Source organism: Paenibacillus sp. USDA918EY, from assembly GCF_009870825.1.
Taxonomy (GTDB): Bacteria; Bacillota; Bacilli; order Paenibacillales; family Paenibacillaceae; genus Paenibacillus_AQ; species Paenibacillus_AQ albilobatus.
This window is the reverse complement of sequence record NZ_WTWY01000004.1, coordinates 214,369-240,448: the sequence shown is the minus strand read 5'-3', so window position 1 is coordinate 240,448 and position 26,080 is coordinate 214,369. Positions and strand designations below refer to the sequence as shown.

28 protein-coding genes and 1 other annotated feature are annotated in these 26,080 nt (G+C 52.8%); of the genes, 2 read left to right on the top strand and 26 right to left on the bottom strand.

Annotation, left to right across the window (positions count from 1 at the left end):
* Positions 1-47: 47 nt before the first annotated feature.
* The 5 genes from ypeB to GQY55_RS11130 all read right to left on the bottom strand — a co-directional run bounded on the left by ypeB (position 48) and on the right by GQY55_RS11130 (position 3,685).
* Positions 48-1,412, bottom strand: a complete 1,365-nt coding sequence (gene ypeB / locus GQY55_RS11145) for a germination protein YpeB (RefSeq protein WP_160041226.1) — start codon at positions 1,410-1,412, stop codon at positions 48-50.
* A 165-nt stretch (positions 1,413-1,577) separates the two neighbouring features.
* Entirely contained in the window at positions 1,578-1,727 is a 150-nt protein-coding gene (locus GQY55_RS31000) for a hypothetical protein (protein WP_201452136.1), read from the bottom strand.
* A gap of 72 nt (positions 1,728-1,799) precedes the next feature.
* Entirely contained in the window at positions 1,800-2,495 is a 696-nt protein-coding gene (gene prsW / locus GQY55_RS11140; protein WP_160041224.1) for a glutamic-type intramembrane protease PrsW, read from the bottom strand.
* A 93-nt stretch (positions 2,496-2,588) separates the two neighbouring features.
* Complete coding sequence (locus GQY55_RS11135) at positions 2,589-3,203, bottom strand: genetic competence negative regulator (protein ID WP_160041222.1); 615 nt, start codon at positions 3,201-3,203, stop codon at positions 2,589-2,591.
* 188 nt (positions 3,204-3,391) lie between these two features.
* Positions 3,392-3,685: a hypothetical protein gene (locus tag GQY55_RS11130; RefSeq protein ID WP_160041220.1), complete on the bottom strand. Its 294-nt coding sequence runs from the start codon at positions 3,683-3,685 to the stop codon at positions 3,392-3,394.
* Positions 3,686-3,778: 93 nt separating this feature from the next.
* On the opposite strand from GQY55_RS11130, the gene GQY55_RS11125 reads away from it, so the two are divergent.
* On the top strand, positions 3,779-4,714 hold the full coding sequence (locus tag GQY55_RS11125) for a polysaccharide deacetylase family protein (RefSeq protein WP_160041218.1): 936 nt from the start codon (positions 3,779-3,781) through the stop codon (positions 4,712-4,714).
* 45 nt (positions 4,715-4,759) lie between these two features.
* Here the strand turns inward: GQY55_RS11125 and GQY55_RS11120 are convergent, their stop codons facing one another.
* Genes GQY55_RS11120 through GQY55_RS11110 form a run of 3 tightly spaced genes read right to left on the bottom strand, consistent with a single transcriptional unit; the run spans position 4,760 to position 6,647 of the window.
* A complete protein-coding gene (locus GQY55_RS11120) occupies positions 4,760-5,605 on the bottom strand; it encodes a metallophosphoesterase (RefSeq protein WP_212957778.1) in 846 nt (281 codons plus the stop codon).
* Positions 5,602-6,057 carry a hypothetical protein gene (locus tag GQY55_RS11115; RefSeq protein WP_160041214.1) on the bottom strand — a complete coding sequence of 152 codons (456 nt, stop codon included), beginning with the start codon at positions 6,055-6,057 and terminating at the stop codon, positions 5,602-5,604. Before GQY55_RS11115 ends, GQY55_RS11120 begins: the two co-directional genes overlap by 4 nt.
* On the bottom strand, positions 6,054-6,647 hold the full coding sequence (locus tag GQY55_RS11110; RefSeq protein WP_160041212.1) for a CPBP family intramembrane glutamic endopeptidase: 594 nt from the start codon (positions 6,645-6,647) through the stop codon (positions 6,054-6,056). Before GQY55_RS11110 ends, GQY55_RS11115 begins: the two co-directional genes overlap by 4 nt.
* A 254-nt stretch (positions 6,648-6,901) precedes the next feature.
* Positions 6,902-7,134, top strand: a binding site (T-box leader).
* Positions 7,135-7,415: 281 nt separating this feature from the next.
* Between GQY55_RS11110 and serA the strand changes: the two genes are divergently transcribed.
* On the top strand, positions 7,416-9,008 hold the full coding sequence (serA, locus tag GQY55_RS11105) for a phosphoglycerate dehydrogenase (RefSeq protein ID WP_160041210.1): 1,593 nt from the start codon (positions 7,416-7,418) through the stop codon (positions 9,006-9,008).
* 180 nt (positions 9,009-9,188) lie between these two features.
* Here the strand turns inward: serA and GQY55_RS11100 are convergent, their stop codons facing one another.
* The 18 genes from GQY55_RS11100 to GQY55_RS11015 all read right to left on the bottom strand — a co-directional run bounded on the left by GQY55_RS11100 (position 9,189) and on the right by GQY55_RS11015 (position 26,079).
* Positions 9,189-10,631 (bottom strand): HAMP domain-containing sensor histidine kinase, encoded by a 1,443-nt coding sequence (locus GQY55_RS11100; protein WP_160041208.1) that lies wholly within the window; start codon positions 10,629-10,631, stop codon positions 9,189-9,191.
* Position 10,632: 1 nt separating this feature from the next.
* Positions 10,633-11,349: a response regulator transcription factor gene (locus tag GQY55_RS11095; protein WP_160041206.1), complete on the bottom strand. Its 717-nt coding sequence runs from the start codon at positions 11,347-11,349 to the stop codon at positions 10,633-10,635.
* A gap of 234 nt (positions 11,350-11,583) precedes the next feature.
* Positions 11,584-12,846 carry a cytochrome c biogenesis protein CcsA gene (gene ccsA / locus GQY55_RS11090; RefSeq protein WP_160041204.1) on the bottom strand — a complete coding sequence of 421 codons (1,263 nt, stop codon included), beginning with the start codon at positions 12,844-12,846 and terminating at the stop codon, positions 11,584-11,586.
* Positions 12,843-14,534: a cytochrome c biogenesis protein ResB gene (resB, locus tag GQY55_RS11085; protein WP_160041202.1), complete on the bottom strand. Its 1,692-nt coding sequence runs from the start codon at positions 14,532-14,534 to the stop codon at positions 12,843-12,845. The genes ccsA and resB overlap by 4 nt, the downstream gene beginning before the upstream one ends.
* A 1-nt stretch (position 14,535) precedes the next feature.
* The gene (resA, locus tag GQY55_RS11080; RefSeq protein ID WP_160041200.1) at positions 14,536-15,063 is read right to left on the bottom strand and encodes a thiol-disulfide oxidoreductase ResA; all 528 of its coding nucleotides are present in this window, start codon (positions 15,061-15,063) and stop codon (positions 14,536-14,538) included.
* 128 nt (positions 15,064-15,191) lie between these two features.
* The gene (locus GQY55_RS11075) at positions 15,192-15,932 is read right to left on the bottom strand and encodes a pseudouridine synthase (protein ID WP_160041198.1); all 741 of its coding nucleotides are present in this window, start codon (positions 15,930-15,932) and stop codon (positions 15,192-15,194) included.
* 21 nt (positions 15,933-15,953) lie between these two features.
* Positions 15,954-16,295: an N-acetylmuramoyl-L-alanine amidase gene (locus tag GQY55_RS11070; RefSeq protein ID WP_160041196.1), complete on the bottom strand. Its 342-nt coding sequence runs from the start codon at positions 16,293-16,295 to the stop codon at positions 15,954-15,956.
* A gap of 111 nt (positions 16,296-16,406) precedes the next feature.
* Positions 16,407-16,940 carry a spore maturation protein gene (locus GQY55_RS11065; protein WP_160041194.1) on the bottom strand — a complete coding sequence of 178 codons (534 nt, stop codon included), beginning with the start codon at positions 16,938-16,940 and terminating at the stop codon, positions 16,407-16,409.
* A 6-nt stretch (positions 16,941-16,946) separates the two neighbouring features.
* Positions 16,947-17,594, bottom strand: coding sequence for a nucleoside recognition domain-containing protein (locus tag GQY55_RS11060; RefSeq protein WP_160041192.1), 648 nt, complete (start codon positions 17,592-17,594; stop codon positions 16,947-16,949).
* A 26-nt stretch (positions 17,595-17,620) separates the two neighbouring features.
* Positions 17,621-18,799 (bottom strand): D-alanyl-D-alanine carboxypeptidase family protein, encoded by a 1,179-nt coding sequence (locus GQY55_RS11055; protein WP_160041190.1) that lies wholly within the window; start codon positions 18,797-18,799, stop codon positions 17,621-17,623.
* A 139-nt stretch (positions 18,800-18,938) separates the two neighbouring features.
* On the bottom strand, positions 18,939-19,403 hold the full coding sequence (gene ytfJ / locus GQY55_RS11050) for a GerW family sporulation protein (RefSeq protein ID WP_160041188.1): 465 nt from the start codon (positions 19,401-19,403) through the stop codon (positions 18,939-18,941).
* Between the two features lie 100 nt (positions 19,404-19,503).
* Positions 19,504-20,214: a DUF2953 domain-containing protein gene (locus GQY55_RS11045; protein WP_160041186.1), complete on the bottom strand. Its 711-nt coding sequence runs from the start codon at positions 20,212-20,214 to the stop codon at positions 19,504-19,506.
* An 81-nt stretch (positions 20,215-20,295) separates the two neighbouring features.
* Positions 20,296-21,570, bottom strand: a complete 1,275-nt coding sequence (locus GQY55_RS11040) for a glycoside hydrolase family 16 protein (protein WP_160041184.1) — start codon at positions 21,568-21,570, stop codon at positions 20,296-20,298.
* A gap of 282 nt (positions 21,571-21,852) precedes the next feature.
* Entirely contained in the window at positions 21,853-22,455 is a 603-nt protein-coding gene (scpB, locus tag GQY55_RS11035; protein ID WP_160041182.1) for an SMC-Scp complex subunit ScpB, read from the bottom strand.
* Positions 22,424-23,218, bottom strand: coding sequence for a segregation and condensation protein A (locus tag GQY55_RS11030; RefSeq protein ID WP_160041180.1), 795 nt, complete (start codon positions 23,216-23,218; stop codon positions 22,424-22,426). Before GQY55_RS11030 ends, scpB begins: the two co-directional genes overlap by 32 nt.
* A gap of 415 nt (positions 23,219-23,633) precedes the next feature.
* A complete protein-coding gene (gene ribH, locus GQY55_RS11025) occupies positions 23,634-24,101 on the bottom strand; it encodes a 6,7-dimethyl-8-ribityllumazine synthase (RefSeq protein ID WP_036714547.1) in 468 nt (155 codons plus the stop codon).
* A gap of 66 nt (positions 24,102-24,167) precedes the next feature.
* A complete protein-coding gene (locus GQY55_RS11020) occupies positions 24,168-25,373 on the bottom strand; it encodes a bifunctional 3,4-dihydroxy-2-butanone-4-phosphate synthase/GTP cyclohydrolase II (RefSeq protein ID WP_160041178.1) in 1,206 nt (401 codons plus the stop codon).
* A 46-nt stretch (positions 25,374-25,419) separates the two neighbouring features.
* On the bottom strand, positions 25,420-26,079 hold the full coding sequence (locus tag GQY55_RS11015; RefSeq protein ID WP_160041176.1) for a riboflavin synthase: 660 nt from the start codon (positions 26,077-26,079) through the stop codon (positions 25,420-25,422).
* Between the last annotated feature and the right edge of the window lies 1 nt (position 26,080).

The following is a 26,080-nucleotide window of genomic DNA, read 5'->3' as shown; positions in this document are numbered from 1 at the left end:
CTTTTTTCATAAAAGGCCCCCTTCGCAAGCTGGGTACAATGTCGTTTTTATCTGACGGCCGCCTGGCGGTCGGAAGATTTCAGCTCCTCCACCATTTTTTCCGAGCCGTCGTTTGCGTCCAGATACATGCGGTATCTGGATCCGTTGATGTTGCCGCCGATTTCGTAGCAAAGCGCTTCTTGGGCCGTATCGTCTTTAATGAGGGCCAGCCGGTTGTAGGTTTCCTTGAATTCCGGATTCAATTTTTTGCGGACCTGCTCGACGGTCATTTTCGGTTTCGGCAAATTCCGTTTGCCGTCTTTATGTTCATAGACGTAATCGCTTGCCTGAAATCCGGTCACCTCGCCGTTGTCCAATCCGACGCGAACCGTCAGTTTTTCCGGATAAATGAGCACGCCGTCTTGCTGGCTGACATAGGTCAGGTTGCCCATGTTCCCGTATTGGTCCGCAGCTACGGCGGCCATGTTTTTATACCCCTTTTTGTTCAGGAAGTGATCCGCATTCGCCTTGGCCTGTTCCATGGTGACTGCTTTATGTCCGATTTGACGGTTATCGTGATAGCTGATCAGCAGCCCGCCTTTTTTCGTGAAATCCATCGACACGACGGACGGATGGTTTTTCGATTTCACGGTGGCGGTATAGGATTCCCAATCCGTTCCCTTGCCGTTTTCCGTCACTTGGATGGAAGCGCCGGCGCCGGCGTCCGCGAATTGCGCGGCCTTGCGTTTGATGTCTTCCTTCGATACCGGCGTGCCGGAAAGCATTTTGACGGAGCGTTTGCTGTATATGCTGGATACGGCAGGGCCCCAGTTCAGTTCCGGATATTCGCCGACGCGCTTGTCGACGGTTTTGAAACCGTCAATGATCGTGTTGTCCATCTGCTTCTCTTCGGAGGCCATGGCGCTTTCCACGTCCATCCAGCGCAGCCGGTTTTGAATGACCTTGCTTTGCACGTTTTGAAGGTCTTTCGTGATGTCGCCGGAATTTTTGTAAAGCACCTTCAAGTGTTGAAGCTCCTCCTTGGAGAGCGGTTCCTTCTCGAGGTTCCGCATGGACGTCTGGTAGGAGAAATTGGAAATCCGGGACAGGAAGTCCTCGGTTTTATTAAACGGAAGCATCGTCAGCGGAAGCTGGTTGATCTCGTTTTGGGCTTCGCTGGTCAGCCTCCATACATTGATCAGCCCCTTGCGGTGCATCGCGTTGGAGGAAGAGCTGACCGCCAGCGTGTTCCCCAGCTCGCTGTGAAGCCGGTCCATGTGGTAGGACAAATTGTGGAACGCGCGCTGGTATTGGTTTTCGGCTTTGATCAAAATCGAGTTTTTTTCCTGGTTCTCCTGATACCCCCACACGAACGCCCCGATCATCAGCAGGGTTACGATGGGAAACAAAACAGCGCTTAACCGCTTGTACATTATTGCTCAAATCTCCTTTCTTCAGCTGAATCGATCAAACCAAGCTGATCCGCATTGAAAACGGCTGATTATGATCACTCTTCTGGTTGCTGCTGTTAGTTTGACAAGAAGAAAGGAGTCTTATGCATCAATTGGCAGCATGCCGAGCCATTTTTGGACGAAGGATTAGAACGGAAGTTCTTCGATGTCGAAATGGCTTTTATTGTTGCAAAGGCATTGCTTAAAACCCGTTTCGATCCGCCCGCGATCCCTTTTGCCCCGCAGAACGAAACGTTCCCCGCATTGTTTGCATACGATGGTCACTTTGACGCGCAAAAAAAGCACCCCCGATCCTGAATAAGATTTCCATGCGTTGGAATCTTTTAGGATCAAGTGTGCCCATTTTCGTTACGTATTAACCTCTTCCTCCCGCTTGAGAAAACGGAACGGAGAGCGGTTGTTCGCCCGCGTGACCTTTCCCATGCCTCCGTACCACAAAAAGGCCATAAGCGGAACGATGAACCAAATCCAGTATTGGGTCATGGTGGCGAGGATCAGGTCGTACACGCCGTGCCAGAACCACGGAATCACCATGGAGTACACGAGAAAACGTTTGGCTTTTGCACCCTGGGAAAAACGCGCCCGGCCGAGGTAATACCCCATCATCACGCCGAACATCGCATGCCCCGATACCGGCAGCAGCGCCCGCAGGAACATCGCTCCGATCGAAGCGTGGCTGTACCAAGCGTACATGACGTTTTCGACCGTGGCAAAACCGAGCGAGATCGCGACCGCGTATACAATGCCGTCGTACGGCTCGTCAAACTCGGTATGGTTATATATCATATGGTACAACACGAACCATTTCAGAAATTCCTCGACGAAAGACGATATGATAAACGATTCCACATACGGATTGCCGCCGAATCCGTTTGTCATTCCCCGCTGGATGATCATTACAGGGACAACGATCAGAAAACCGAGCACGAACACCTTGATCACCATCATAAGCGGCTCCTGCTCGTATCTGTCCTTCAGGTAGAAATACGTCAAAAGGGCGAGACCCGGCGCCAACGCCGAAGCAATAATCGAAAACCAAAGCACCGTCTTTCCCCCTTTTTGCTGTGTAAAATTCTGCTGCTTGAACCAAAAGCAATTCATCCCATGAAGCAGCAATGCTCATGGGATGACAAGCCGTTAATCCTGTCTTTTAAAATGTTCGCGGATCGTTGCGATCGCCTTCTCGGGCATGACCACCTTGCCGTATTCATCGAGAACCGCTTCGGTATAGGAAGCGGCTTCCCCGTATTCAGCCAAAACGGCGATGAGCGACGAATGTTTGCCGGAATCGATCTGCTCCGGATCCATAAACAAAACCCATTGATCTCTATAATGATAAAGACGGCCTTCCTCCGTAATTTGACCGCCGAGAACATGCGCAGCCTCGATCAGCACTTCAAAATCATCGAAAGCGTATACGATGGAGTCGCTTTGTTCCAAGGTGACTTCCATTTCGTAAACCTCTTCGGGAAGCTCATCTTCCCCTAAGTGGCTATAATGCTGATGGTCATATTTTCCACGGGTCACGATGACGACCATGCCTTGAGCGGGAAGGGCAAAAACTTCCACGGCGAGCGGTCCGGTTGCGTCAAAACCGAGTTCGTTATAGGCTTGATCCATCATTTCTGTGAACAGCTCATGGACTTTCGGAAGTTCCTTCCACATGTCTTCCTTCTGAATTCCTCGCTCACTCAAATCGTCGAACGTGAGGAAAATCCGTATCTTATCTGAGCTTAATCGTTCTATTTTCATGACAGGATCCTCCTCTGTAAGCAATGTTATAACAAATTATGATGTCCTTCATAATGGTGTGCTGAAAATAGTTCTATGTAAGTATGTTATCATTATATAACTCAAAATGCACGCTGTAAAATGGACAAAAAAAGAATCATTTTGAGCGTGTAGCGCCCCAAAAATGATTCTTATGAGTTTTCAGGCTGTTACATGCCCGGAATGACGGTATTTGTCTCCTTCAAAATCGCGTCGACTTCCCTTTTCACGTCGGGATTGCTGTTGATGAATGCGTTGATTTGCTTCATGCTTTCCCCTTTGGAATGGATGTCCGAATACTGGGATGCATGGTTGTTCCCGGCGATGGATCCGATCGAGCCGATGTCCATCATTTTGCCCGCATTATGGGCGATGGCGGAAGTAAGCGTTCCTTTTCCTCTGGATACGAGGGCAGTTGCCGCGGCGCCGATCAAAACGCCGCTGATAAATGACGAAGTATTCACAATTACAACCTCCTTATGTGATAAAATCAAGTCTAGTGTTCGCGAATGACGCCATGCTCATGCGGCAAAAAAACAGGAAAGCGAGATGAAATAATGGTAAGAAAAACGGCTGCGCTGCTTCTTTTGACCGCGCTTTTGCTCAGCGCATGCGGAGGGAATAAAGAAGCCGCCACCGAAAACGCGAAGCCCGCTGTACAGCAGCAGGAAGCCGGAAAACAGGCGCCGGCGGGCGATAAGGAAACAAACACGAACGAAAAAGAGACGACAACCGCCGAAACGGGGAATGATGGCGCGGGTAAATCCGACGCGAAAAACGCCGACCCTGCCGACGGATCCGGCAACGGTCAGGACCAGCCGGCCGCCAATGGAGATGCGGCTGAAGTTCCGATCAAATACCATATGAACAAAGCGTACAACATCGTTCCTAACGATGAAGGGACGGAAAAAAACGTCGTGCTGCTTACGTTCGATGACGGCCCCAAAAAAGCCGAATGGATCAACAGCCTGATCGATACGCTGGACAAGCATCATGCCAAAGCGATTTTTTTCGTAAACGGCTACCGGGTCAAGGAACATCCCGAGCTTCTCAAGCTGATCCACGACCGCGGCCAAATCATCGGCAACCACAGCTGGGACCACATTTCGCTGCGTAAAGAGCCCGAAGCGAAGGTACGGCAGCAAATCGAGGACGTGCAGGCCATCGTGAAGGACACGATCGGAGAGGCGCCCGTCTTTTTCCGGCCCCCATTTGGCGAAGGCGGCGACATCGGAAAAAAAATCGCAAAGGAAAACGGCCTGCTGTACATGACCTGGTCCAACGGATCGCTGGATTGGACGATGAAATCGAAAGGGAAAGACAATCCGCAAAAGGTCATTCAAAACGTCATGGATCAGCTTCACCCCGGCAGCAACATTTTGATGCATGAGCTGCCTTGGACGACCGAAGCGCTGGATCAGCTTTTGACGAGGCTGGAAAGCAAAGGATATTCCTTCGTGGATCCGCGCGGCATCGAACTTGAGATGAGATAAAACAAAAGGCGTTTCTGCCGATCCAATCGGTAAGAAACGCCTTTTTTAGCTTTCGGATGTATCCGGCTCCGCCGTTTTCAGCCGAATAAGATGCATTTCGGCCGGACAGCATAAACGCAGCGCCACCCTTCGGTTGCCGAACCCGCGGCTGATGAGCATCTGCGGCTTCCGGACGGCGGATCGCGGTTGATACCATGCAAACCAGCCGCAATCGTACTTACGGTAAAACCGGTTCAGGCGAAGCGCCCCGAAAAACGGGAAACGGATTTGCCCGCCATGCGTATGGCCTGCCAAAATGAGATCCGCGGGTTTCTCGGAAACATGCCGGATCCAGACGGGATCATGCACGACAAGAATCCTGCACAGATTAAGGGCTTCCGGCGGCAGGGCTGGCGGTTTTGGATATCCGTCGCGTTTTTGCAGCGGTTGATCGATGCCGGTCAGACATATCCGGGCCCCGTTTTTTTCCAACAGGACGTTGTCGTCACGAAGCAGCACGCCGCCCGCCTTTTTAAGGGCATCCGCCAAACCGGCCGGGTCCGCTTTCAGATCATGGTTGCCATAAACGGCGTACATCGGACCGATCCGCGAAAGAATGTCCAGATTCTCCCGAACCCGCTCCAGAGGGACATTCCTCTCCATAATGTCGCCGCCAAGGATCACCCAATCCGCTTTCCCCTGCATGTCCCGCAAAAACGACTTCGAAAGCTTGCGTTTATGAATGTCCGAAATAAAAAAAATCCGGCATCCGTCGAAAGCCTTCGGCAGCCTTTCCAGCGTCACCTCGGCGCGCGTCACCGCGTGAACCCTCGCTTCGTAAGACATCCTTGCGAAGACCAGTGCGCAGCATGCCGCAATGATGCCGGCGCACCATAAAAGCGCCGCCGTCACCATAATTCCTCCAGCGGGGGCGCGCCCTTGACTCCCCAATAGACCAAAAACGCCGTAAGTACAAGAAAAAGGATAAATAACGAGTTCGTAAAATATTTGCTGATCATAATTTTTCTCGACGCGTATCTTTCGGTTCGGCTTGGGGTCGAATCCTCTTCTTCGCCCGTTCTCTTCGACGTATGCTGTCCCGTTTTATATTTTTCCGTTCGGGACCGGAACGCTCCCGCAGGCTCGAAGGAAGCGCTCCGCGTCTCCTCCTCCGGCTTGGGAGCATGGTTTCGCTCGTCTTTCGCTTTCACCCTGCTTAAAGTCGCCGATCCGGATTTCCCGCGTCCCCTGCGCGGCTGGGCGGATACGGGCCGGCTTTCTTCAGAAGCGGGCGCAGGGGGCTTTTTTTTGCCGTTTTTTTTTCGATGATTATACGTTTTGACTCTGCTTAATTCAGTACTCATGATTCCCTCCGAAATCGGATCACCAAACCGGAAATGCAGTCGATGGCAAAATGGCATACGATCGGGGCCAGCAGCGTGCCGGACTGTATGTAGATATACCCAAGCCCGTAGCTGCTCAAAAACACCCAGCCGGTCGGAATCCAGTGCCTCAAATACCGGACATGAATGACCGCAAACAGGATGCTGGTCCAATAAGCGCCGAACGAATGCTGTATCGCCCCTCTGAACAGCAGTTCCTCGCATACCGCCACGACGGCGGCTATGAATACGATATGCCACACCGGGCGGTTTCGGAACAACAAATTGTTGATCCCGCCGTCATCCATGACTTCCTCCGGCGTGATTCGGGACACGGCAAAATCGATCAGGAACATGACGGCCGCAAGACCGAGGCCCCACGCCCAGAAATAAGAGCCCGAATGCGGAACAAATAATTCCAGCGGATTTCTCCTCTGAAATAATATCCATATGATTCCCGTTAGGAAGGTAAGCCCTTGGGTGAGGTAAAGGTTGATCAGGAGCAGACGGTCGGTCAGCTGATCGGGAGTGGCCTGTTTCAATTTAGGCGCACGGAATTTGAATTTTTTCATGTTTTGCCTGCCTGTCTATTGTTTTAGCGATGAAAAGGCTTGTCCCCTTCACTCTTTCTATCATATCGCATTTTTCCTTGAACGGGAAATGATGAGGCGATGTTTTTGCCGTTCTATGGATATAATCTATGAAAAAACGCCATGAAACGCCATCAAAATCATATCAGATTTCGCGCGAAAGTTTCAAGAAGCACGAAGAATCCCTATTGACAGCAGCTGCGGGGCTGTGATACATTATGAAAAAAATTAACGAATCAAAACCGATGAAGGAAAAAAGACCCTTGAAAGCCTTCAGAGAGCCGGTGGATGGTGCAAACCGGTGGCGGGCAAGACGTCTTCAGCGTTCCAGAGAAGCTGCATTGAACTTTTCAGTAGGTGCGGCCGGGTAATTTCCGTTATCAAATCGGCCAACGAATGGCCTCTGAGGCTGCCGTTTCAAAACCGGCGGTGAATTAGGGTGGTACCACGAACAACTCTCGTCCCTTGCTACGCAAGTAGTGTGCGGATTGAGAGTTTTTTTGTTGCTTCCGGCAGCATCCGGTAGTTTTCAAACTTCCGATGCGGGTTCATTTCGCGCCGCGCCGCACACCTGTTCTTTTACACAGTACCGCGTTGCCCTGGGAATACAACAATGGACAAAGAACTAGATTACGGATGCCAAGCTTGGATTTACATGCATCAGGTTTTACGGGATCGCATTTCAACCCGGAATGCTCCCTTTCATTTATATTTTATTTTTGCTTGCAAAGATCAAAGGAGGAAGAAACCATGTTTAAAGTGTTAGTATCGGATCCGATCAGCGATTTGGGCATTCAGCAGCTGATGGATGCGGCCGATGTCCAAGTAGAGAAAAAGACGGGCCTTGGCGAAGACGAGCTTGCAGCGATTATCGGAGAGTACGACGCCCTGCTTGTCCGCAGCCAAACGCGTGTCACGGAAAAAATTATGGAAGCGGGCTCCAAGCTGAAGGTTGTCGGCCGCGCCGGCGTCGGGGTAGACAACATCGATTTGGAAGCGGCGACGAAACGCGGCATCATCGTCATCAACGCACCGGACGGCAACACCATCACCACTTGCGAGCACACGTTCGCGATGATGATGGCGCTTGCCCGTCACATTCCGCAAGCTTACGCGAAAACAATCGGCGGCGTTTGGGACCGCAAATCGTTCCTGGGCGTCGAGCTTCGCAACAAAACGCTGGGCGTGCTCGGCATGGGCCGCATCGGCAGCGAAGTCGCCAAACGCGCCAAAGCGTTCGGCATGAACATTTTGGCGTTTGACCCGTTCCTGACCCAAGAGCGGGCGGAAAAAATGGAAGTCAAGCTCGCATCCGTCGACGATATCGTGCGCAACGCGGATTTTATGACGGTACACACGCCGTTGACGCCGGATACCCGCCACATGATTTCCCGTCCGCAGTTTGAAGTGATGAAAAAAGGCATGCGCATCGTCAACTGCGCCCGCGGCGGCATCATCGACGAGCTTGCCCTCGTGGAAGCGATCGACGAAGGCATCGTCGCCGGCGCCGCGTTCGACGTGTTTGAAAGCGAACCGCCGCAAAAGGACCATCCGTTCCTGAGCCATCCGAAAATCATCGTGACGCCTCATCTTGGAGCATCGACCGTGGAAGCTCAGGAAAACGTGGCGATCGACGTGTCCGAAGAAGTGCTCCACATTCTTCGCAACGAACCGTTTAAAAATGCGGTCAACATGCCGCCCGTCGCCGCCAGCGTCATGAGCCGCCTGCAGCCATATTTCGCGATCGGCGAAAAACTCGGAAGCTTCGCGGCCCAATCGGCGAACCAGGCCGTAAACGAAATTCATGTTGACTATGCCGGCGACCTGTCCGACGTCGACACGCTGCCGCTTACCCGCTATATCGTCAAAGGGGTGCTTGCCCATCATCTCGGCGACGAAAACGTCAATATCGTCAACGGCATGCATCTCGCCAAATCGCGCGACATCAACGTCGTCGTCACCCAAGCGTCGAAATCCAAAGGGTTCACCAACTTGCTTACGGTAACGCTGAAGACGCAAAACGACGAAGAAACGCTGGTGGCGGGCACGTTGTTGAACGGTTATGGCGAACGGATCGTGCAAATCAACAAATTCCCGGTCGACGTGGCGCCTGAAGGCCATCAGATCCTCATCTCCCATCACGACAAACCGGGCATGATCGGAAGCGTCGGCACCCTGCTCGGCCAAAACGACGTCAACATCGCATCGATGCAGGTCGGCCGCAAAATTATCGGCGGCGAAGCGATCATGATTCTGACCGTCGACAAAGCCGTGCAAAAAGACGTGCTGACGCAGCTGACGACACTGCCGGGCTTAAACAGCGCGATCGAAATTACGCTGTAACGACCGGAGTATGCCCGGCCAGGGCACTTTCGCACTTCTATGATGAAAATCAAACACGAAACGCAACAAAAGCGCATGCCTATGAGGCCATGCGCTTTTCCTATGTTCCACGTTGAACAAGATTTATCTTGCAACTTCAACAAAAAACACCTCGGTTTGAGGTGTTTCTTGCATTGTTGCTCAAGCTGTCTCGTTTTCGACAGGAAGCCTTATCGAGAATACGGTTCCTTCCCCGACCTGGCTCGAAACGCGGATCGTTCCGTCATGGGCGTCCACGATGCTTTTGACGATCGCCAGGCCAAGCCCCGTCCCGTTGGACGTTCCCCGGACCCTCGCTTTGTCTGCCTTATAGAAACGCTCGAAGACGTAAGGCAAATCCTCGCTCGGTATTCCCGCCCCTTCATCTTCGATTTTGATGATCAGCTCGGATGCAGGTCCCGTTTCCGCCCTGTCGGCAACGATCCGGATCTGTTTGCCCGTCGGCGTATGCCGGAACGCATTGTCGAGCAAATTCGTGAGCACCTGCTCGAGTTTGTCTTCATCGGCCGCTTCAAGCACCAGAGCGGGCGTTTTTCTATCGTAAATCAACTCGATTTCGTTCTCTTTGGCCCGGACGGAGAACTTCCGGTAGACACGTTCCAGCAGTTCGTTGACATCCACTCTTCTGCGCTCAATGTCGGTATGTCCCGCTTCCATTCTGGCCAGGTCGAGCAGGTCTTTCACCAGCCGGCCCATCCGCAGCGATTCGTCATGGATGACCTGAATCAGCTCCTGGCTTTCCTCCGGCGAGGCAGCCATTCCGTCGAGCAGCGCTTCGCTGTAGCCCTGCATCATCGAAAGCGGCGTCCGGATTTCATGGGATACGTTGGCGACGAAATCCTGCCTCATTTTTTCAAGTTTCACCTTTTCCGTAATGTCCCGCAAAACGGCCACCGCCCCGCGGATGTCGTTGTCCGCGTACAACGGCGCCATATGCACCGACCAAACTCCCTGCTTGACGTGCAAATCCGCGCTGACATCCGCGCTTTCCTTCAGCATACGCTCAAACAGGTCGAACAGCGGCTTCGGCACCTTTTCGTCCGAATCGCCTCCGAGTTCGTCGGCCTGCTCCATGTCCCAGTCGATGTCCCTCCATCTCGGGATGAGCTTTTGCGCCGGCGGATTCGTCAAAATGATGCGTCCCGACGTATCGATGGTGATCACGGCGTCGCTCATGCTGCGCAGGACGCTCGCCAAATGTTCTTTTTCCTGGTTCAGGTTGCGGATGTTGTCTTCCAGCTCCGCAGCCATATGGTTAAACGTGTTGGCCAGCTTGCCGATTTCGTCGCTGGTCACGATCGAGAGGCGGGTGCTGTATTCCCCCTTGCTGATCGCTTCCGTCGCGCTGATCAGCTTTTGCATCGGCTGCGTAATTTTCGTAAGCAAAAACAAAGCGAAAAACGTCGTCATCGAAAACCCGATGATCGCCGTATACGTAAACAGCCGTTTGATATCTCCGGAATTGTTTGAGAAATTCGTATCGATGTACGGGAGCAGAAACAAGGCTAAAATGATAAGTATGCAGGCAACGAGGCAAATGATCGTCGCCCATAATTTTCCGACCAGCGATGTCCAGAAGTTCACGTTACTTCGGCACCTCTAACTTGTAACCGACGCCCCATACGGTCGTAATCATCGCGGCGGATTCCGGGGATACCTTGTTCAGCTTTTCTCTCAACCGTTTCACATGCGTGTCCACCGTGCGCAAATCGCCGAAAAACTCGTAATTCCACACGTCCTTCAGCAGTTCTTCCCGCGAAAACACTTTATCGGGAGATACTGCGAGATAATGGAGCAGCTCGTATTCCTTCGGCGTCAGGCTTACCTCATGCCCGCTTGCCGTCACCCGATGCGCGTCATGCTCGATAACCAGGTGCGGAAATACGATGTTGTTGCTGGAATTGCTGTCTTTGGACAAATAAGCGGTCGCCGAAGCGCGTCTCAAAATCGCTTTAACGCGATAGATCACTTCTCTTGGGCTGAACGGTTTTACCACATAGTCGTCCGCGCCGACCTCGAAACCCTGTACGCGGTTGATCTCTTCCCCTTTGGCCGTCAGCATCAGAACAGGCGTCGATTTCAGCTGTCTTAAGCGGGAGCAGACCTCCATGCCGTCCATCCCCGGAAGCATCAAATCGAGCAAAATCAGCCCGTAATCCTGATTGGCGGCTTTCCGGAGCGCGGTTTCCCCGTCTTCAGCCTCCTCGACCTCGTAACCTTCTTTCTCCAAATACATCTTTAACAGACGGCGAATCCGCTCTTCATCGTCCACTACCAATATCCGGTTTCCATGCTCTGACATCAACAACAACCCCTTTAAGATAAGGATTTTGCAAAAATCCGAAAACGCGGCTTCCAATGCAGCCATATACGGATATACCATATCCAAGAGCGGCTGAAATCGAATTTTGCAGCATCCCAATTTATGCGAAAATACATACCCTCGTATAGACAATTATAGCGAAAATCCGCTTCGACATCCAACTTCAAATGAGGAAACGGATTTTCTTGAATTGCGGTATTTTAATGTAGCGTCTCAATCAACGCCCGCATAGGAGTGCAAGCCCGCTATGACGAGGTTGACGCCGACCAGGGTGAACATGACCACTAGGAAGCCGATGACCGACAGCCATGCCGACTTGCCGCCCTGCCAGCCGCGGGACAATCTCAGGTGCAAATATGCGCTGTAGAACAACCAGCAGATCAGCGCCCATACCTCTTTCGGGTCCCAGCTCCAGAACGTGCCCCAGGCGATTTCGGCCCAGATCATCGCAAAAATGAGCGCCCCCAGCGTAAAAATCGGGAAGCCGATGGCGATGGCCCGGTAGCTGATTTCGTCCAGATCGTCGGGATCGATTCCTTCCATCAACGGCGATGCGGCGCGGCCGAGAGGCTTGCGGGCGATCAGGCGCAATACGGCGTACAAAATGATGCCCGTGATGAAAGTCCAAATGATCGTATTGAATTTGCGTCCGGCGTTAACCCCGTTCATCCACGACGGTGCGTTAAAAAGCGGCTTGCTCATGCCGAGGAACGGTTCGTAGCTGACCACTTTGCTTTGGTACGGTCCCACGATCGGCGGAAGCTTGTACGACACCGTTTGCGTGACCGTTTGCTCCGCCCCGGGCTGCCCGGTTACCTTCGTTTGGGTAAACACGGATTCATAGCCGGCCGAGCGGAAAATGAACACGGTCGCAATAAAGGAAATAACGAGAATTACCGAAAAGAAAACGACCTCAACCCAGCGCTGCTGCCTTTTGGCCTTTTTCTCCGTGCCCTTGAAGTCGACGGTACGGATCAAATACATGAACCCCGCCGCAAAACCGATGGCGAAAAACGATTCGCCGGCCGCGGCCAGCGTTACGTGAATTTTCAGCCAGTAAGATTGCAGCGACGGAATGAGTGGCTGCACTTCCTGCGGGAAGACGGCCGCGTAAGCCATTATGATGATTGTAATCGGCACCGCAAACAGCCCGAGCAGCGTTTTCCGGTAGATCAGGTAAACGACGGTAAACGCCACCATAACCATCATGGACAAAAACGACATAAATTCGTACATGTTGCTGACCGGAATATGTTTGCCGCCGATCCAGCGCGTCACGAAAAAGATCAGATGGAAAATGAGACCAAGCGAAGATGCGGCAAAAGCGATTTTGCCCCATTTTTTCGAATGCGCTACCGGATCGCGGTTGCTCCACCTGCGGCCCATGAGAGCGACAGCGAACAATATGAATGACGCGCAATAGAGAAAAAATGCGACGACAAACATATTGCTGCTGAAAGAAAGTAAACCATTCATGCTTCTTTTCCTCCGTTATCCAGGGACTTTTCGTCCACGTCCAAATTCATTTTTTTCAAAATGGCCGAAATTTCGCGGCGAATGCCGAACCAGTTTTTGTTCGTATGCGCTCCCAGCGTCAGCATGCCGTTGTCGATGCGCAGCCAGATGCGGCGGTGCTGCCAATAAAAACCGAGCACGAGTCCGATCATCACGATGGCGGCCCCGATCCAAATAAACGGCATCACTTTATCCACCCGGACGTTCAAATACGTCGTCGACATGGAAAAATCGACGTTCTCCATCCCTTTCACATCCAGCATCAGCGGCGTATGGCCGCCGTTCATCTTGTCGTTGATGGCATCCTGCTGGAATCGCTCTTTATCGATTTGTTTCGGGAAATAGATATACTGCATGCCCGAAGCCGGCAAATTCGGACCTTTGATCAGAAAAAGGAACGCAGGCGCATTCGGATTCGGAGTTTTCGTTACGGGCCTTCCGTTTTCGTCCAGTCCGAAATCATTGTATTTTTCTTTCAGCTCGAGGGAGTAGTCCCCCACGGTGTATGTCCGCTGCGGATTTTTGATGTCCAGCTTGAATTTGCCTAATTCCTTGCCCGTTTTGGCATCAACCAGCGTCGGGTTGACCGAACGCAGGATCGGCGTCAAATCGTAATCGAATTGGTAAATTTTCAGGCCTTTGTAATCCATCGGATCGTTGACCTGAATGTTATGTTTGGCGACGACCTCAAGCTTCGGCTCTTTGGTCGGATCGTCGCAATTCGCCGTGCAGCGGTACAACGTCGCTTCCGTATTGAACAGCTTCGGAAGGACCTTCCCCTGATTGCGGAACTCCTTCGGCATGTCTTCTTCCGTATAGAACTCCACGGTAAACTTCTCGTTTTTAAGATAATAAGACGTGTCCGGGATCGGTTTGATCTCCCCCTCGGGGAAGGACAAATGTTGGTCCATTTTAAGTCCCGGCAAACCGCGGGCCAAAACGGCAAGAAGGAAGATGATCAATCCGATATGGATCACGTACGGACCCCAGCGGCTGAACCGGTGCTTTTCGGCCAAGAGAGCGTTTCCGTCCGTATGCACGCGATAGCCCTTTTTCTTCATCGGCGCGGCGACCTGCTTCACCCATGCCTCGGCATCGCCTTCTATTTTGCCTTGATAGACGACGCGCTGCCGGGTCAAAAATTGCATATGCTTAAGTATTTGCTGCTTGCTCAGCGCTCTGTACAGCGGAAGGACACGGTCCAGGCTGCAGATCACGAGCGAAGCGCCGATCATGACAAGCAGGAGGATAAACCACCAGGATTCATACGTATGCGTAAGTCCAAGCTTGTAATAGACCAGCCCCCACGTACCGTAGGTTTCTTTGTAATATGTCGATGGATCGATGTTCAGGAACGTGTTTTCCTGGGGAAAAATCGTTCCGAGCATCGACCCGAGCAGGGTGAGAATGATCATGTACACCGCGATCTTGACGGAAGCGAAAAAGTTCCAGATCCGGTCGATGAAATTCGGGTTGGCGCGCTGCGATCGGCGGGCCATCCCGTCATAGCGCATCTCCAGCACTTCCTTCGACTTCAGATCATCCTCGTCAAGGGGCCGGCCGCAAGATTCGCACAGCACGGTGCCGACCGGATTCTGGTGACCGCATTCGCATTTGGTGTTTTGAAAACCGACGACTTTCTGTAACATTTTACGATTTCACCAGCTCTTCAATTTGTTTGTCGAGGGTATCCAAATCCAGCTGTCCGAGATGGATTTTGTTTATTTTCCCGTTCTTGGACACAAAAAAAGTAGTAGGCAAAGGCGAAATGCCGTATTTGGCGATCGAAACCTTATCCGGGTCAAGCAGCACCGGAAAATCGACGTTTACGTTGTTCACGAAGTTTTCGACGGCCATCTTGTCTTCTCCCGCATTGATCCCGACGATAACGACGCCTTTGTCCTTCCACTTCTCCCATTGCGCCTGCAAAGCCGGCATTTCCTTTACGCAAGGCCCGCACCAAGTGCCCCAGAAATTCAATACAATGGCCTTCCCCTTATATTCTTCCAGCTTATGGGCTTTGCCGTCCAGACCCAACAAATCGAAATCGGGCGCTTTGCTGCCTTCGGTCGGCTTGCCTCCCGATCCCGACACCTGCGTAACAATGGCATAACCGCCCACGATCACGATCAAAAGCAGGATAATGATCTGCAGTAGCTTCTTTTTTGATTTACCCATGCCAAATGCTCCTTTACGATGACAAAAGTCATGTTTTCCTTCACAGGTTTGAACATCCTATGAACAATTATAGCGAAAACATGTCATATTTGTGGCGGACGGTTATGAATATTGTGTGTCCTTCCGAGCTATTTTTTGCTTTTCTTTCCGGATTTAGCCATATTTTTCAACGCCTCTACTTCGTTTTTCGTCAAGTGGCGGTACAGTCCGCGTTTCAGGTTTTGGAGCTGCAAATCGCCGAACGATACACGCTTCAGCCGAATCACTTTATGGGAAATCGCATCGAACATGCGGCGTACTTGGCGGTTTCTTCCCTCATGGATCGTGATCGTAATGACCGCTTCGTTTTTGTCGACATCGATGTCTTTATACTCGACTTCCGCAGGGGAAGTCATCCCGTCCTCGAGCTGAATGCCCGCGCGAAGCTTGTCCAGGTCGCTGCCGTGGGGAATCCCCTCGACGGTCGCGAGATACGTTTTGGGCACATGATGTTTCGGATGGGTCAGCATGTTTGCGAATTCGCCGTCGTTTGTCAGCAGAAGCAGCCCTTCCGTATCGTAATCGAGCCGTCCCACCGGATAGATCCGCTCCTTGATGCCTTTGACGTAGTCCGTAACGATTTTGCGTCCGGCCGGATCCTTTGCGCTTGTGATGACGCCTTTCGGTTTGTTCAGCATCACGTAAATTTTCGTTTCGTTTCTAATCGGCTTGCCTTCCACGGTGATGATATCCTGTTCGGGGTCCGCCTTGGTTCCCAGCACGGACACGGTCTCCCCGTTAACTTCCACCTTGCCGGCCAGAATCAGCTCCTCGCATTTGCGGCGGGAAGCGATGCCTGCCTGGGCCAAAATCTTCTGTAATCTTTCCATTGTATATTAGGTCACCTCAAACTAATGATACCCGTGCGTAGGGTAAATCACAAGTTCATTCCAAGGAAATTCTTTCCCGGGGCATTCCTCCGTATGCGGATATAGGAAAAGGGGGGAAATGGCGTATTGCCTGGAAAGCTTCAGGATCAGCTTGCTGGCGATAAAAAGCTGCTGCTTTTCGGCGGTGCCGAGCAAGGCGTAACTCCGGTTAAAGTCGCCTTCCAGGCAAATATGAATGTATGAGGGGTCTGTCAATAAAGGAGCCGAAGTGACGGAGCCGTCCGCTCCGATCCAGAAATCATACCCGGTCCCGTTGATGGAAGAGCAAGAGGAATGATGAATGATAAAACCTTCAAACGTCATGATTCCACCTCAATCCCTGTACGATATCATGCGTGTTTACAGTATATGAGGTGTCTATCGTTACGTTACGGCTCAAAAGCCAATAAAAAAGGCGAGTCATGCCATGGTTTTTTATCCGAAAAACAGCAGGCAGACGGCAATGGAAGCGACAAAGCCGATGACGTCCGAAAACAGGCCGACCTTCAAAGAATACCGGCCGTTGCGGATGCCGACGGCGCCCATGTACACCGTCAAAACATAAAGCGTCGTATCGGTGCTCCCTTGGATCGTCGACGCCATCCTTCCGATCATCGAATCGGGCCCGTGAACCGAGATAAGGTCGGTCGCAAACGCAAGCGAGCCCGTTCCGGTCAGCGGGCGGAGCAGCCCGAGCGGCAAAATTTCGCTTGGAACGCCAAGCCGGCTTAAAAACGGGCCTGTCCAGCCGACGAAAAAATCCAATGCGCCGGACGCGCGGAATACGCTGATGGCCACCATCATGCCGACGAGATTCGGAATGATCTGGATGGCGGTCTGAAAGCCGTCTTTCGCGCCGAGAACAAAGGATTCATATACGGGCACTTTTTTCGTAAAAGCAAACAGCGGGATAAAGGCGATCAACGCAGGGATCGCCCATGCCGATATGAGGTTGATGATCGAGGTCACGCGGCATCATCCTTTCGCATCCGATTTGGCCGCCGAAAGCGGCGGGCCCGTTGGGACGGGAGGTTTCGGCCCTCTTTTCAAAAACTTGCGCCGGTAATACCTGTCCGCCGCTACCGCGGCGAGCGTGGCCACCATTGTGGCGGCAAGCGTCGTGCCGACAATTTCGGTCGGGTTGGCCGACTGATAATTCATGCGTATGGCGATAAGGGTCGTTGGTATAATGGTAATGCTTGCCGTATTAAGCGCCAGCAGCGTGCACATGGCCGGGCTTGCGGCGGATTTGTCCGGATTCAGCGTCTGCAGCTCCTGCATCGCCTTGATGCCCATCGGTGTGGCGGCATTGCCGAGACCGAGCAGGTTGGCGCTCATATTGGACAATATGTAACCCATCGCCGGATGGTTTTTGGGCACGTCGGGAAACAGGAAACGCACGATGGGACTAAGCAGCTTCGCGATTTTTTGAAGCAATCCCGAGTCCTCGGCGAGCTTCATCATCCCGAGCCAAAACACGAGCACGCTGATCAAGCCGAAACATACCGTTACCCCTGTTTTGGCTCCGTCAAAGGCGGCCGACGTCACCGTTTCGATATTCCCCTGCACTGCCGCAAACACGAATCCGATCAGAATCAACGCAAGCCAAATGATATTGATCATAAGTTTATCTCTCCTCCCCCGCAGCGTTAATTTTGCTGTAGGAACAGCTGCTTGAACACCTTCGACAAAGCCCCGGCCAACGTCGAAGGATGGATCGGCGCGAGCGCGTCCTTCACCGGGTTCCGGGGATTCGGCTCGGGCAAATAGCTGCCTTTTTGATAGACCGGGACCGTTCCGATTTGCTTTCCGTCAAGAACCATCCGGATCTCCCCCCGCAATCCGAAGTTAACATCCTGCGCTTTTTCCCTGGCAGGCGAGAAAAGCACCAGCTTTTTCTCCAAACGTTCCTTTTCTCCGTCGGCAAACGGATATTTGAACGTGTTGGCCACCACGAGGTCGTAACCTTGCACGGATTCGCCCTTCTCCATCAGTTGGGACAGGGGAAAATATTTAAAGCCGTAATCCAGCATTTTGGCATGGTCGTTCCAATCGTCCCCGTCGTTCAGCGTTACCGCCACGAGCTGCTGGCCGTTGCGCGTTGCCGAACTGACCAAGCATCGGAAAGCTTTTTTCGTATAGCCGGTTTTAACGCCGTCGGCCCCTTCGTACAAGCGAAGCATTTTGTTTTTGTTATCCCAGCGGTAGTCCCAGGATTCGTTCGGGTTCGGGGCTTTTTTGACCTGCGTTTTGACGATGTCGTGAAACAGCGGGTTATGGAGCGCGTAAGCGGTCAGCTTGGCCATGTCGTTGGCAGAGGAATAGTGGCCGTTAGCGTCGAGCCCGCTGGGATTTGCAAAATGGGAATGCTGCAAGCCAAGCTCCTGGGCTTTTTCGTTCATCAAGTGCACGAAACCTTCTTCCGAGCCGCCCACATGCTCCGCAATGGCTGTCGCCGCATCGTTGCCCGAACGAAGCATCAAGCCGTAAAGCATGTTTTCGAGCGTCATCTCCTCGCCCAGTTTTAAGTAAATCGATGAGCCCTCTTTTCCAAAGGCGTTTTTGCTGACCTTTACCGGCCTGTTGAAATCGCCGTGCTCAATCGCCACGATTGCGGTCATAATTTTCGTGAGGCTCGCGATCCGCAGTTGGTCGTCACCGTGACTGGAATACAGCAGCCGCCCGGAGGTGACGTCCATCAGCGCCGCCGCTTGGGCGTGGGTGTGCAATTCGGGAATCTGCTGCCCGCTTTCGGCCGAGACCGGAACGCAGGAAGCCAGAAATATCGCGGCCGCCGCGATCCAGCGGGTGATTGATCGTATCTTCATCGTTTCTTCCTCCGGATTCTTGAAAATCTTGTACAAGTATATGCTTGTCTTGCTTATCGTATGCCAATCGGGATGGATGGGTAAAAACCGGCCGCTCCCAAAAAAATCCCCTTCGTTAGCGAAGGGGACGCAAGCTTTGTCAATAAAACGTCGGAGGTTCGTTGACCATTTGCTGCCGCGCATTCATGCCTGCGGTCGTGTTGCCGGTCTGGAACATCGACTGAAGCTTCTCCACCATCATCGGCGCGGAGTCGATCAGCTTCTCGAAAATATGGGTCTGGTTATCGAGCGGTACGATATTGACCCCTTCCTTCCCGACAACGAGGAACGCAATCGGACGGATGGATACGCCGCCGCCGCTGCCCCCGCCGAACGGCATCGAGGACTTGAGATCCGCAGCGCCGTGTTCGCCTACTTTGTCTGCGTATTCGCCGTTAAAATCGCTGCCCCCTGCGGCAAAACCAAATCCGACGCGGCTGATCGGAAGAATGACGCTGCCGTCCGGCGTTTGTACGGGATCGCCTACAATGGTGTTGACATCGACCATGCCTTTAATGTTCTCCATAGCGGTTTGCATAAGGCCTTGAATCGGATGATCGGACATTTGCTGTTTCCTCCTTCATGAAACTAAATAAGGTCATTTCAAACATTAGTTTGCCCATATTCATTTCGAGTATGTAGGGGCTTTAACAGGCTCGGGCAGGCTACACGCTTGGAACCTTCTGACTTTTTGCCTTCATTTGCCGGTACAAGCGGAACCATTTTTTCACGCCGCCCTCAACCTGCAAAATCCTAGACATCAAAACAAACGAAGCGTACATCGCGTAACCGAAGGAAAGCCGGGAAACGCAGAAGAATTCGGTTGAAAAAGACATCTCGTCGGTAAATTCGGGGATGACGTTCAGATGGGGATTCTTTTTCATTCGCACCTGATAGGACAACCAGCCGACAAGCGTCGTTTTGATGCTCCAAAGCACGCCGGTCGCCACGGCCGTCCATTCCGCTTCGCCCGCGGAAATACGGGTTGACCAGTTGAGGTCATGAACCCGGACGTGGGCAAACGTATGCTGCAGCCACTTTTTAAGGGAAACCGTCGATTTTAACAAAATCCTCACGTCCTGGGACCACAGTTCAATTTTGCGTTTATTGATCCGCGCGTGCATGGCGCCACCCGATTTCCGGCTTATGCTGTTTTGTTTTTCCAGTTTCAGAAGAAAGCCTTTTTTCATGTTCTCGAACTTTAGCTTCGGCATTTCGTAATGAAAACGCACGAAACCGAAGAGCATCCGTATATCGACTTCGGCCCGGTCGTCGCTGCCTTCTTTTTTGTACCGGACGGTACACGTGATGTTCGACATTGCTGCGGCAATGATCATGATGACGATGACGGCGATGACAACCAGCGCAATCCACACAGTAGAGCCCCCCAAATCTGAGCATCTTTTCTTCTGACATAGTATGGTCTGCACGGCTGGAAAAGATTCGGTTCGATGATCTTAAAGGGCCGTATCCTTTATCAAAAAGACGGCCAGATCGCCGATCTTATAGCTTTGCGAATCGTCGGTTAAGCCGCGGATGGTGAGACGAAGCGCTTTGGCGCCGCGGACGACCGGAAACGAGGCTTCGTAAACGGCACAGCCGCTTCCGTCATCGGAGTGCAGCCGGGCTTTGCGGCAATCCGCCACTTCAATCCACCCGTCCAAGCCGTTTGCGGAGACTTCCACCGCCCAATCCGCGATGATCTTTTCGCTGCCCGGGCCGACGGTTAAGCGTACCGCATTCAACGATTTCGGCTCCGCCCAATCCAAATAATAGGCGTGCGGCGTCGGGACGCTAGGCTTGCTTATGACGACCGTATCCGGGTTTCCGTCGTTCAGCGCGCAAATATGCGATTTTGCTTCATACAAATCTCCCCAAACGATATCGTTGCCGCTGCCGGCTACAGCCGCTTGAGCCAGATTTCCTCCTTCTTTAACCGTTTCCGCCGGCGTCAATTCAAGCGGCATCCCTTCCTTTTTATAGACCCGGAAATAATCCACTGCAAATTCCTTCGGATAGGGAACGGCGGGATCCAGTTCCCCGACCCAACCTCCGTCGGATTCGTTGATCTGCAGCAGCGTCACCATCGGATAGGACGGAGACTGGCGGGTTTGCCAAATTTTGTTGTTATCCAAATAAAAGGCCATGCCGTGTTCGTCCCATTCGAAGCCGTAAACGTGAAATTCCGCGGACAGATCGTCTTCCGACGGATAAGGCAGATGTTCGTACTTCAAGTCCGGATCGCGCAGCGCATGCAGAGTGGAGTTCATGACATGCGTGTCTTTTCCCAGCACTTCGAAAATATCGATTTCCGCGTTCTGGTTCAACTGGTTTTCAAAACCGATCATCCACCAGGCCGAATTGATTCCACTCCCTTTGGCGACCTTGGCCCGCAGCTCGAAATAGCCGTATTGCGTTACGAGATTCATAACCGGCCTCACGTGCCGGCGCAGCTCAAGCTTATCCCAGAATCGGTGCAGCCCGTCCCGCATGCCGGTGGCGACGGCCGATATTCTTTTTTCGGCGTCGGGCAGCTTCAGCACCAAACAACTATCCTTGATTTCATAAGCCGCAAGGTTTTCACCGGGTTCATACCAATGCGCAAGCCCGTACGGCAACAACTTGCCTTCATCCAGCGACGGACCCTCGAATTCTTCCTGAAATACGAGCCGCCATCCTTCCTTCTCGGGCGGGTTTGCCGGAAAACCCGGCGCGTTGGAAATGTTTTTCATTTGAATCTCCTCCTCATCCATAGGTTCGGGAATATAAAAGGTACAGCCGGTACGCGATCATGCCAATCAACGGGTGCATCGGCTTATATACTTTCGCGCAGGTATGCGTTTTCATTGTAATCCCCAAGAGAACCGGATGAAATGTTAAAATTATGACTTGTTTTTCGTTTTGTTTACTTATTCGGTCAAGCTTGGGAGATGCGCAACGGAAGCCGTACAAAAGATATGCAAAAAAACCGCCGGAACGATGTTCCGGCGGCTTCGCAAGCCATATTCATCGATTCAATTGTCCACATCGTCGATCGTCAGCTGCCTGCCGTCCAGCTTCTCAAACAGCAGCTGCGTCTCTTCCTCGAGGTCTTCCGTGCTTTCGAACAACTGCGGTTCAGGCAAATCCTGAAGGCTTGGCAGACCGAAATAATCGAGAAACGATTTCGTCGTGCCGTAAAGGATCGGCCTGCCGATCGCCTCGGCCCGCCCCGTTTCCTCGATCAGATCCTTGTTCACCAGCGTCTGGATGGCGCGTTCCGATTTGACCCCCCGAATCTCCTCGATTTCGACGCGCGTGATCGGCTGACGGTACGCAACGATGGCCAACGTCTCCAGCGCAGCTTGGGACAGGGATGAACGGGAAGGCGAATAAGCGAGCTTCTCGTAAAAAGAGGCATGCTCCGCGAGCGTTGTCAGCTGGAAGCTGCCCGCGATCTGCATGACTTGAATGCCCCGCTGCTGCCGCATCAAATCCTCCTTTAATTCCCTCAGCGCATCTTCGACCAGCTCCGGCCGGTGATCCACGACCTCGGCGATTTGTTTGACCGAAAGCCCTTCGTCTCCTGCGAGAAACAGCAGCCCCTCAATAATCGATTTCAATTTCGGAAAGTCCATGAAGCTGCTCTCCTCCTCTCCACTCCATTACGATATCATCGAACAGCTTTTCCTGGTAGCACAGGATCTGTTTCATTTTCATCAGCTCCAAAATAGCCAAAAACGTAACGACAATCTCATGCCTTACCATGTCCTCGTGCAAAAGCCGGGAAAACAGCACCTTTCCGCCGGGGCCCGACTGGGATAACACGCCCACGACTTGACGGATCCGGTCCTTGACCGATATTTCGTCGCGCTGAATCCGAGTGTAGCTTGTCCGCCGGACCGCTTTGCGCAGTGCTTTCTGAAACGCGGCGACCAGATCGGCGGCATGGAGTCCGCGAACCGGATTTTCCGTCACCTGCGGCACCCACGGCGTCAAATCTTCGGGTTCCTTGGCATACAGGAGGCTCCGCTCCCATTCCCGCTCCTGCAAATGTTTGGCGATGCCTTTATATTTTCGGTATTCGATCAGCTTCTGCACCAGCTCGGCGCGCGGGTCGACGTCCTCTTCCTCGTAAAAATCGAATTCGTCCATTTCAAACACCGGCGGTTTCGGCAGCAGCAGCTTGCTTTTGATGGACAGCAGCGTGGCGGCCATGACCAGGAACTCGCTTGTCACGTCCAGTTCCAACTCCTGCATGGTGTGCAAATATTCCATGTATTGATCGGTAATCTCGCTGACGGGGATATCCTGGATATTGATTTCCGCTTTGTCTATCAGGTGAAGGAGCAAATCGAGCGGACCCTCAAATGTCTCCAGTTTGTATAATACTGTGTTCACGGCTTATCCTCCGTCCATAAAATGAGCTTCAATCGGGCTCAAAACTGAAAATTAGTTCTCAGCAAGATGCAAAAGTGGCCGCTTGCGGTTGCGGATCGATTCCGCCCTTTCCGCCAATTTTGTTATAAAGCCAAGTTTCTTCCCTACTCATATATTAAAAAAATAGAGTGCCCCGTGTAAAGGCACTACATTTAAATAAGCATGATTTCACGGCATTCGTCAAGCCTCCCAGCGCTTCGTTCCCGCCTTCTCAAAGCTTCCGCCGCCATTTTGGATGTGATTTGCCGTTGATATACGACGTACGCCGCACATCCCGGTCAGGCAGAACATTGAGATCGAGGGACTGGCCGCAAACTCACGCCCCCGCCCAGAACAAAGGCATCCTTCATGCCGAAGGATGCCTGCCTGTTCCGTTTTATTTAAACTGCTTCGTCAAATTGGCCATTTCGATCGCCGACACCGCCGCTTCATAACCTTTGTTGCCGGCTTTGGTGCCTGCGCGTTCCACGGCCTGTTCGATGCTGTCCGTGGTCAGAACGCCGAAAATGACCGGCACGCCTGTCTTCAGGCTTGTTGCCGCCACGCCTTTGGCGACCTCGTTGCATACGACGTCATAATGGGAAGTCGCCCCGCGGATGACGGTGCCGAGCGTAATGACGGCGTCGTATTTGCCGCTTTCCGCCATTTTGCTTGCGATGAGCGGAATTTCAAACGCGCCGGGCACCCAGGCGACGTCCACTTCTTCGTCCAAGGCGCCGTGACGTTTCAACCCGTCCAGAGCGCCGCTCAGCAGCTTGCTTGTAATGAATTCGTTGAATCTGCCTACGACGATCCCGTATTTCAGCCCGCTGGAAACGAGATTTCCCTCAAAAATATGTGTCATGATTCATCAACCTTTCGTTATCATTTATGATTGCTGCGCTTATGTTGCATAGTCCCAAGCGTTTTTTTATAGATTCAGCATATGCCCGAGCTTCGCCCGCTTCGTTTGCAAATAACGGCTGTTGTCCTTTCCGGCTTCCATCTGGATCGGCACCCGTTCAACGACCTCCAGGCCGTGGCCCTCCAGGCCTTTGATTTTGCGCGGATTGTTGGTCAACAGGCGGATTTTCGAAATGCCCAAATCCTTTAAAATTTGCGCGCCGATGCCGTAATCCCGCAGGTCGGCCGGAAAACCCAGCTTCAGGTTGGCGTCGACCGTATCCAGCCCCTGTTCCTGCAGCTCGTAAGCTTTCAGCTTGTTGATCAATCCGATGCCCCGGCCTTCCTGTCTCATATACAGCAGCACGCCGGTGCCTTCCATTTCGATCTGCCGGAGCGCCGCGGCGAATTGCGGCCCGCAGTCGCAGCGCAGCGAATGGAAGACGTCTCCCGTTAAACATTCGGAGTGCACCCGGACGAGCACCGGCTCATCGCCGGAAATCGTCCCTTTGACAAGCGCGAGATGCTCCTTGTCGTCCACGTCATTGGTGTAAGCGACGGCCTTGAATTCGCCGAATTCGGTCGGCATCCGCACCTCCGCGGCCCGGTGTACCAGCTTCTCCCGCTGATTGCGGTATTTGATCAAGTCCTGGATCGAAATCAGCTTCAGCCCGTGTTTTTCGGCGATAACAGCCAGGTCCGGCAGTCTTGCCATCGTGCCGTCCTCTTTTATGATTTCACAGATGACACCCGCAGGAGCGGCTCCGCTGAGCATAGCCAGGTCCACCGCCGCTTCGGTATGACCCGCTCGCCGCAGGACACCTCCATCTTTGGCGATCAACGGAAACATATGGCCGGGTCGGCGGAAATCCCCGGGAACGGCGGCCGGGTCGATCAGCGCCTTGGCCGTCAACGAACGTTCCTGGGCCGAAATCCCCGTGGTCGTGTCTTTATGGTCGACCGATACCGTAAAAGCCGTGCCGTGGTGATCGGTGTTTTGAATCGTCATGGGCAGCAGCTCGAGCGCCTCCGCCCGTTCCCTGGCCAGCGGGACGCATACAAGCCCGCGCCCTTCGGTAATCATGAAATTGATCACTTCGGGGGTCGCTTTTTCCGCCAGGGCGACAAAATCCCCTTCGTTTTCCCGATCCTCGTCATCCACGACGATGACGACCTTACCTTCCCGCAAATCCCGAATCGCGTCCTCAATCGAGTCGAATCGAATTGGCTCCATGTTGTTTTGCCTCCTTTAAGATGCTGTCTTGCCGTAGATCCTTCGTTTACGCAAATCCGTTTGACGCCAGCATATCCAGCGTAATGCCCGAACGGTCCCTGCCCGCGCCGGATGCCGACTGCCCTAACAGGGCATGCACGTATTTGCCGATGATGTCGCATTCGATGTTAACGATGCTTCCTGCTTTTAAGCCGGACAAGCCCGTTTCCGCCAGCGTGTGGGGAATGACCGATACGGTGAAGCTTTCGCCGTCGGTACGGGCGATCGTCAGACTGACGCCATCCACCGTAACGGAGCCTTGCGGAATGATAAATTTGTTCAAGTCGGGTTTGTTCGGAGCGATATCGATCAGGACCGCGTTTTGCTCTTTTGACAACCGGCGGACCGTACCGGTCATATCGGCATGCCCCTGAACCAGATGGCCGCCGAAGCGCCCGTTTGCTTTCATCGCCCGCTCGAGATTGATGCGGTTTCCCGGCTTCATCAGCCCCAAATTGGAATGGCGGTACGTCTGGGGAGTGACGTCGACGGAAAAAGCGCCGTCGCCGATCTTCGTGGCGGTCAGGCAGACACCGTTCACCGCGATGCTGTCGCCGACCTTGACGTCGTCCATAATGGCGGATGCCTTGATCGTTAATACCATGGCTTCCCCTTGCCTTGCGATGCCGTCCAAAATTCCGACTTCTTCAACCAATCCGGTAAACATG

Coding starts and splice junctions, on each gene's coding strand:
- ypeB (WP_160041226.1), bottom strand. CDS start 1,412: ATGTACAAGCGGTTAAGCGCTGTTTTGTTTCCCATCGTAACCCTGCTG.
- GQY55_RS11135 (WP_160041222.1), bottom strand. CDS start 3,203: ATGAAAATAGAACGATTAAGCTCAGATAAGATACGGATTTTCCTCACG.
- GQY55_RS11125 (WP_160041218.1), top strand. CDS start 3,779: ATGGTAAGAAAAACGGCTGCGCTGCTTCTTTTGACCGCGCTTTTGCTC.
- GQY55_RS11115 (WP_160041214.1), bottom strand. CDS start 6,057: ATGAGTACTGAATTAAGCAGAGTCAAAACGTATAATCATCGAAAAAAA.
- GQY55_RS11110 (WP_160041212.1), bottom strand. CDS start 6,647: ATGAAAAAATTCAAATTCCGTGCGCCTAAATTGAAACAGGCCACTCCC.
- serA (WP_160041210.1), top strand. CDS start 7,416: ATGTTTAAAGTGTTAGTATCGGATCCGATCAGCGATTTGGGCATTCAG.
- GQY55_RS11095 (WP_160041206.1), bottom strand. CDS start 11,349: ATGTCAGAGCATGGAAACCGGATATTGGTAGTGGACGATGAAGAGCGG.
- ccsA (WP_160041204.1), bottom strand. CDS start 12,846: ATGAATGGTTTACTTTCTTTCAGCAGCAATATGTTTGTCGTCGCATTT.
- resB (WP_160041202.1), bottom strand. CDS start 14,534: ATGTTACAGAAAGTCGTCGGTTTTCAAAACACCAAATGCGAATGCGGT.
- resA (WP_160041200.1), bottom strand. CDS start 15,063: ATGGGTAAATCAAAAAAGAAGCTACTGCAGATCATTATCCTGCTTTTG.
- GQY55_RS11075 (WP_160041198.1), bottom strand. CDS start 15,932: ATGGAAAGATTACAGAAGATTTTGGCCCAGGCAGGCATCGCTTCCCGC.
- GQY55_RS11070 (WP_160041196.1), bottom strand. CDS start 16,295: ATGACGTTTGAAGGTTTTATCATTCATCATTCCTCTTGCTCTTCCATC.
- GQY55_RS11060 (WP_160041192.1), bottom strand. CDS start 17,594: ATGATCAATATCATTTGGCTTGCGTTGATTCTGATCGGATTCGTGTTT.
- GQY55_RS11055 (WP_160041190.1), bottom strand. CDS start 18,799: ATGAAGATACGATCAATCACCCGCTGGATCGCGGCGGCCGCGATATTT.
- ytfJ (WP_160041188.1), bottom strand. CDS start 19,403: ATGTCCGATCATCCGATTCAAGGCCTTATGCAAACCGCTATGGAGAAC.
- GQY55_RS11040 (WP_160041184.1), bottom strand. CDS start 21,570: ATGAAAAACATTTCCAACGCGCCGGGTTTTCCGGCAAACCCGCCCGAG.
- scpB (WP_160041182.1), bottom strand. CDS start 22,455: ATGGACTTTCCGAAATTGAAATCGATTATTGAGGGGCTGCTGTTTCTC.
- ribH (WP_036714547.1), bottom strand. CDS start 24,101: ATGACACATATTTTTGAGGGAAATCTCGTTTCCAGCGGGCTGAAATAC.
- GQY55_RS11020 (WP_160041178.1), bottom strand. CDS start 25,373: ATGGAGCCAATTCGATTCGACTCGATTGAGGACGCGATTCGGGATTTG.
- GQY55_RS11015 (WP_160041176.1), bottom strand. CDS start 26,079: ATGTTTACCGGATTGGTTGAAGAAGTCGGAATTTTGGACGGCATCGCA.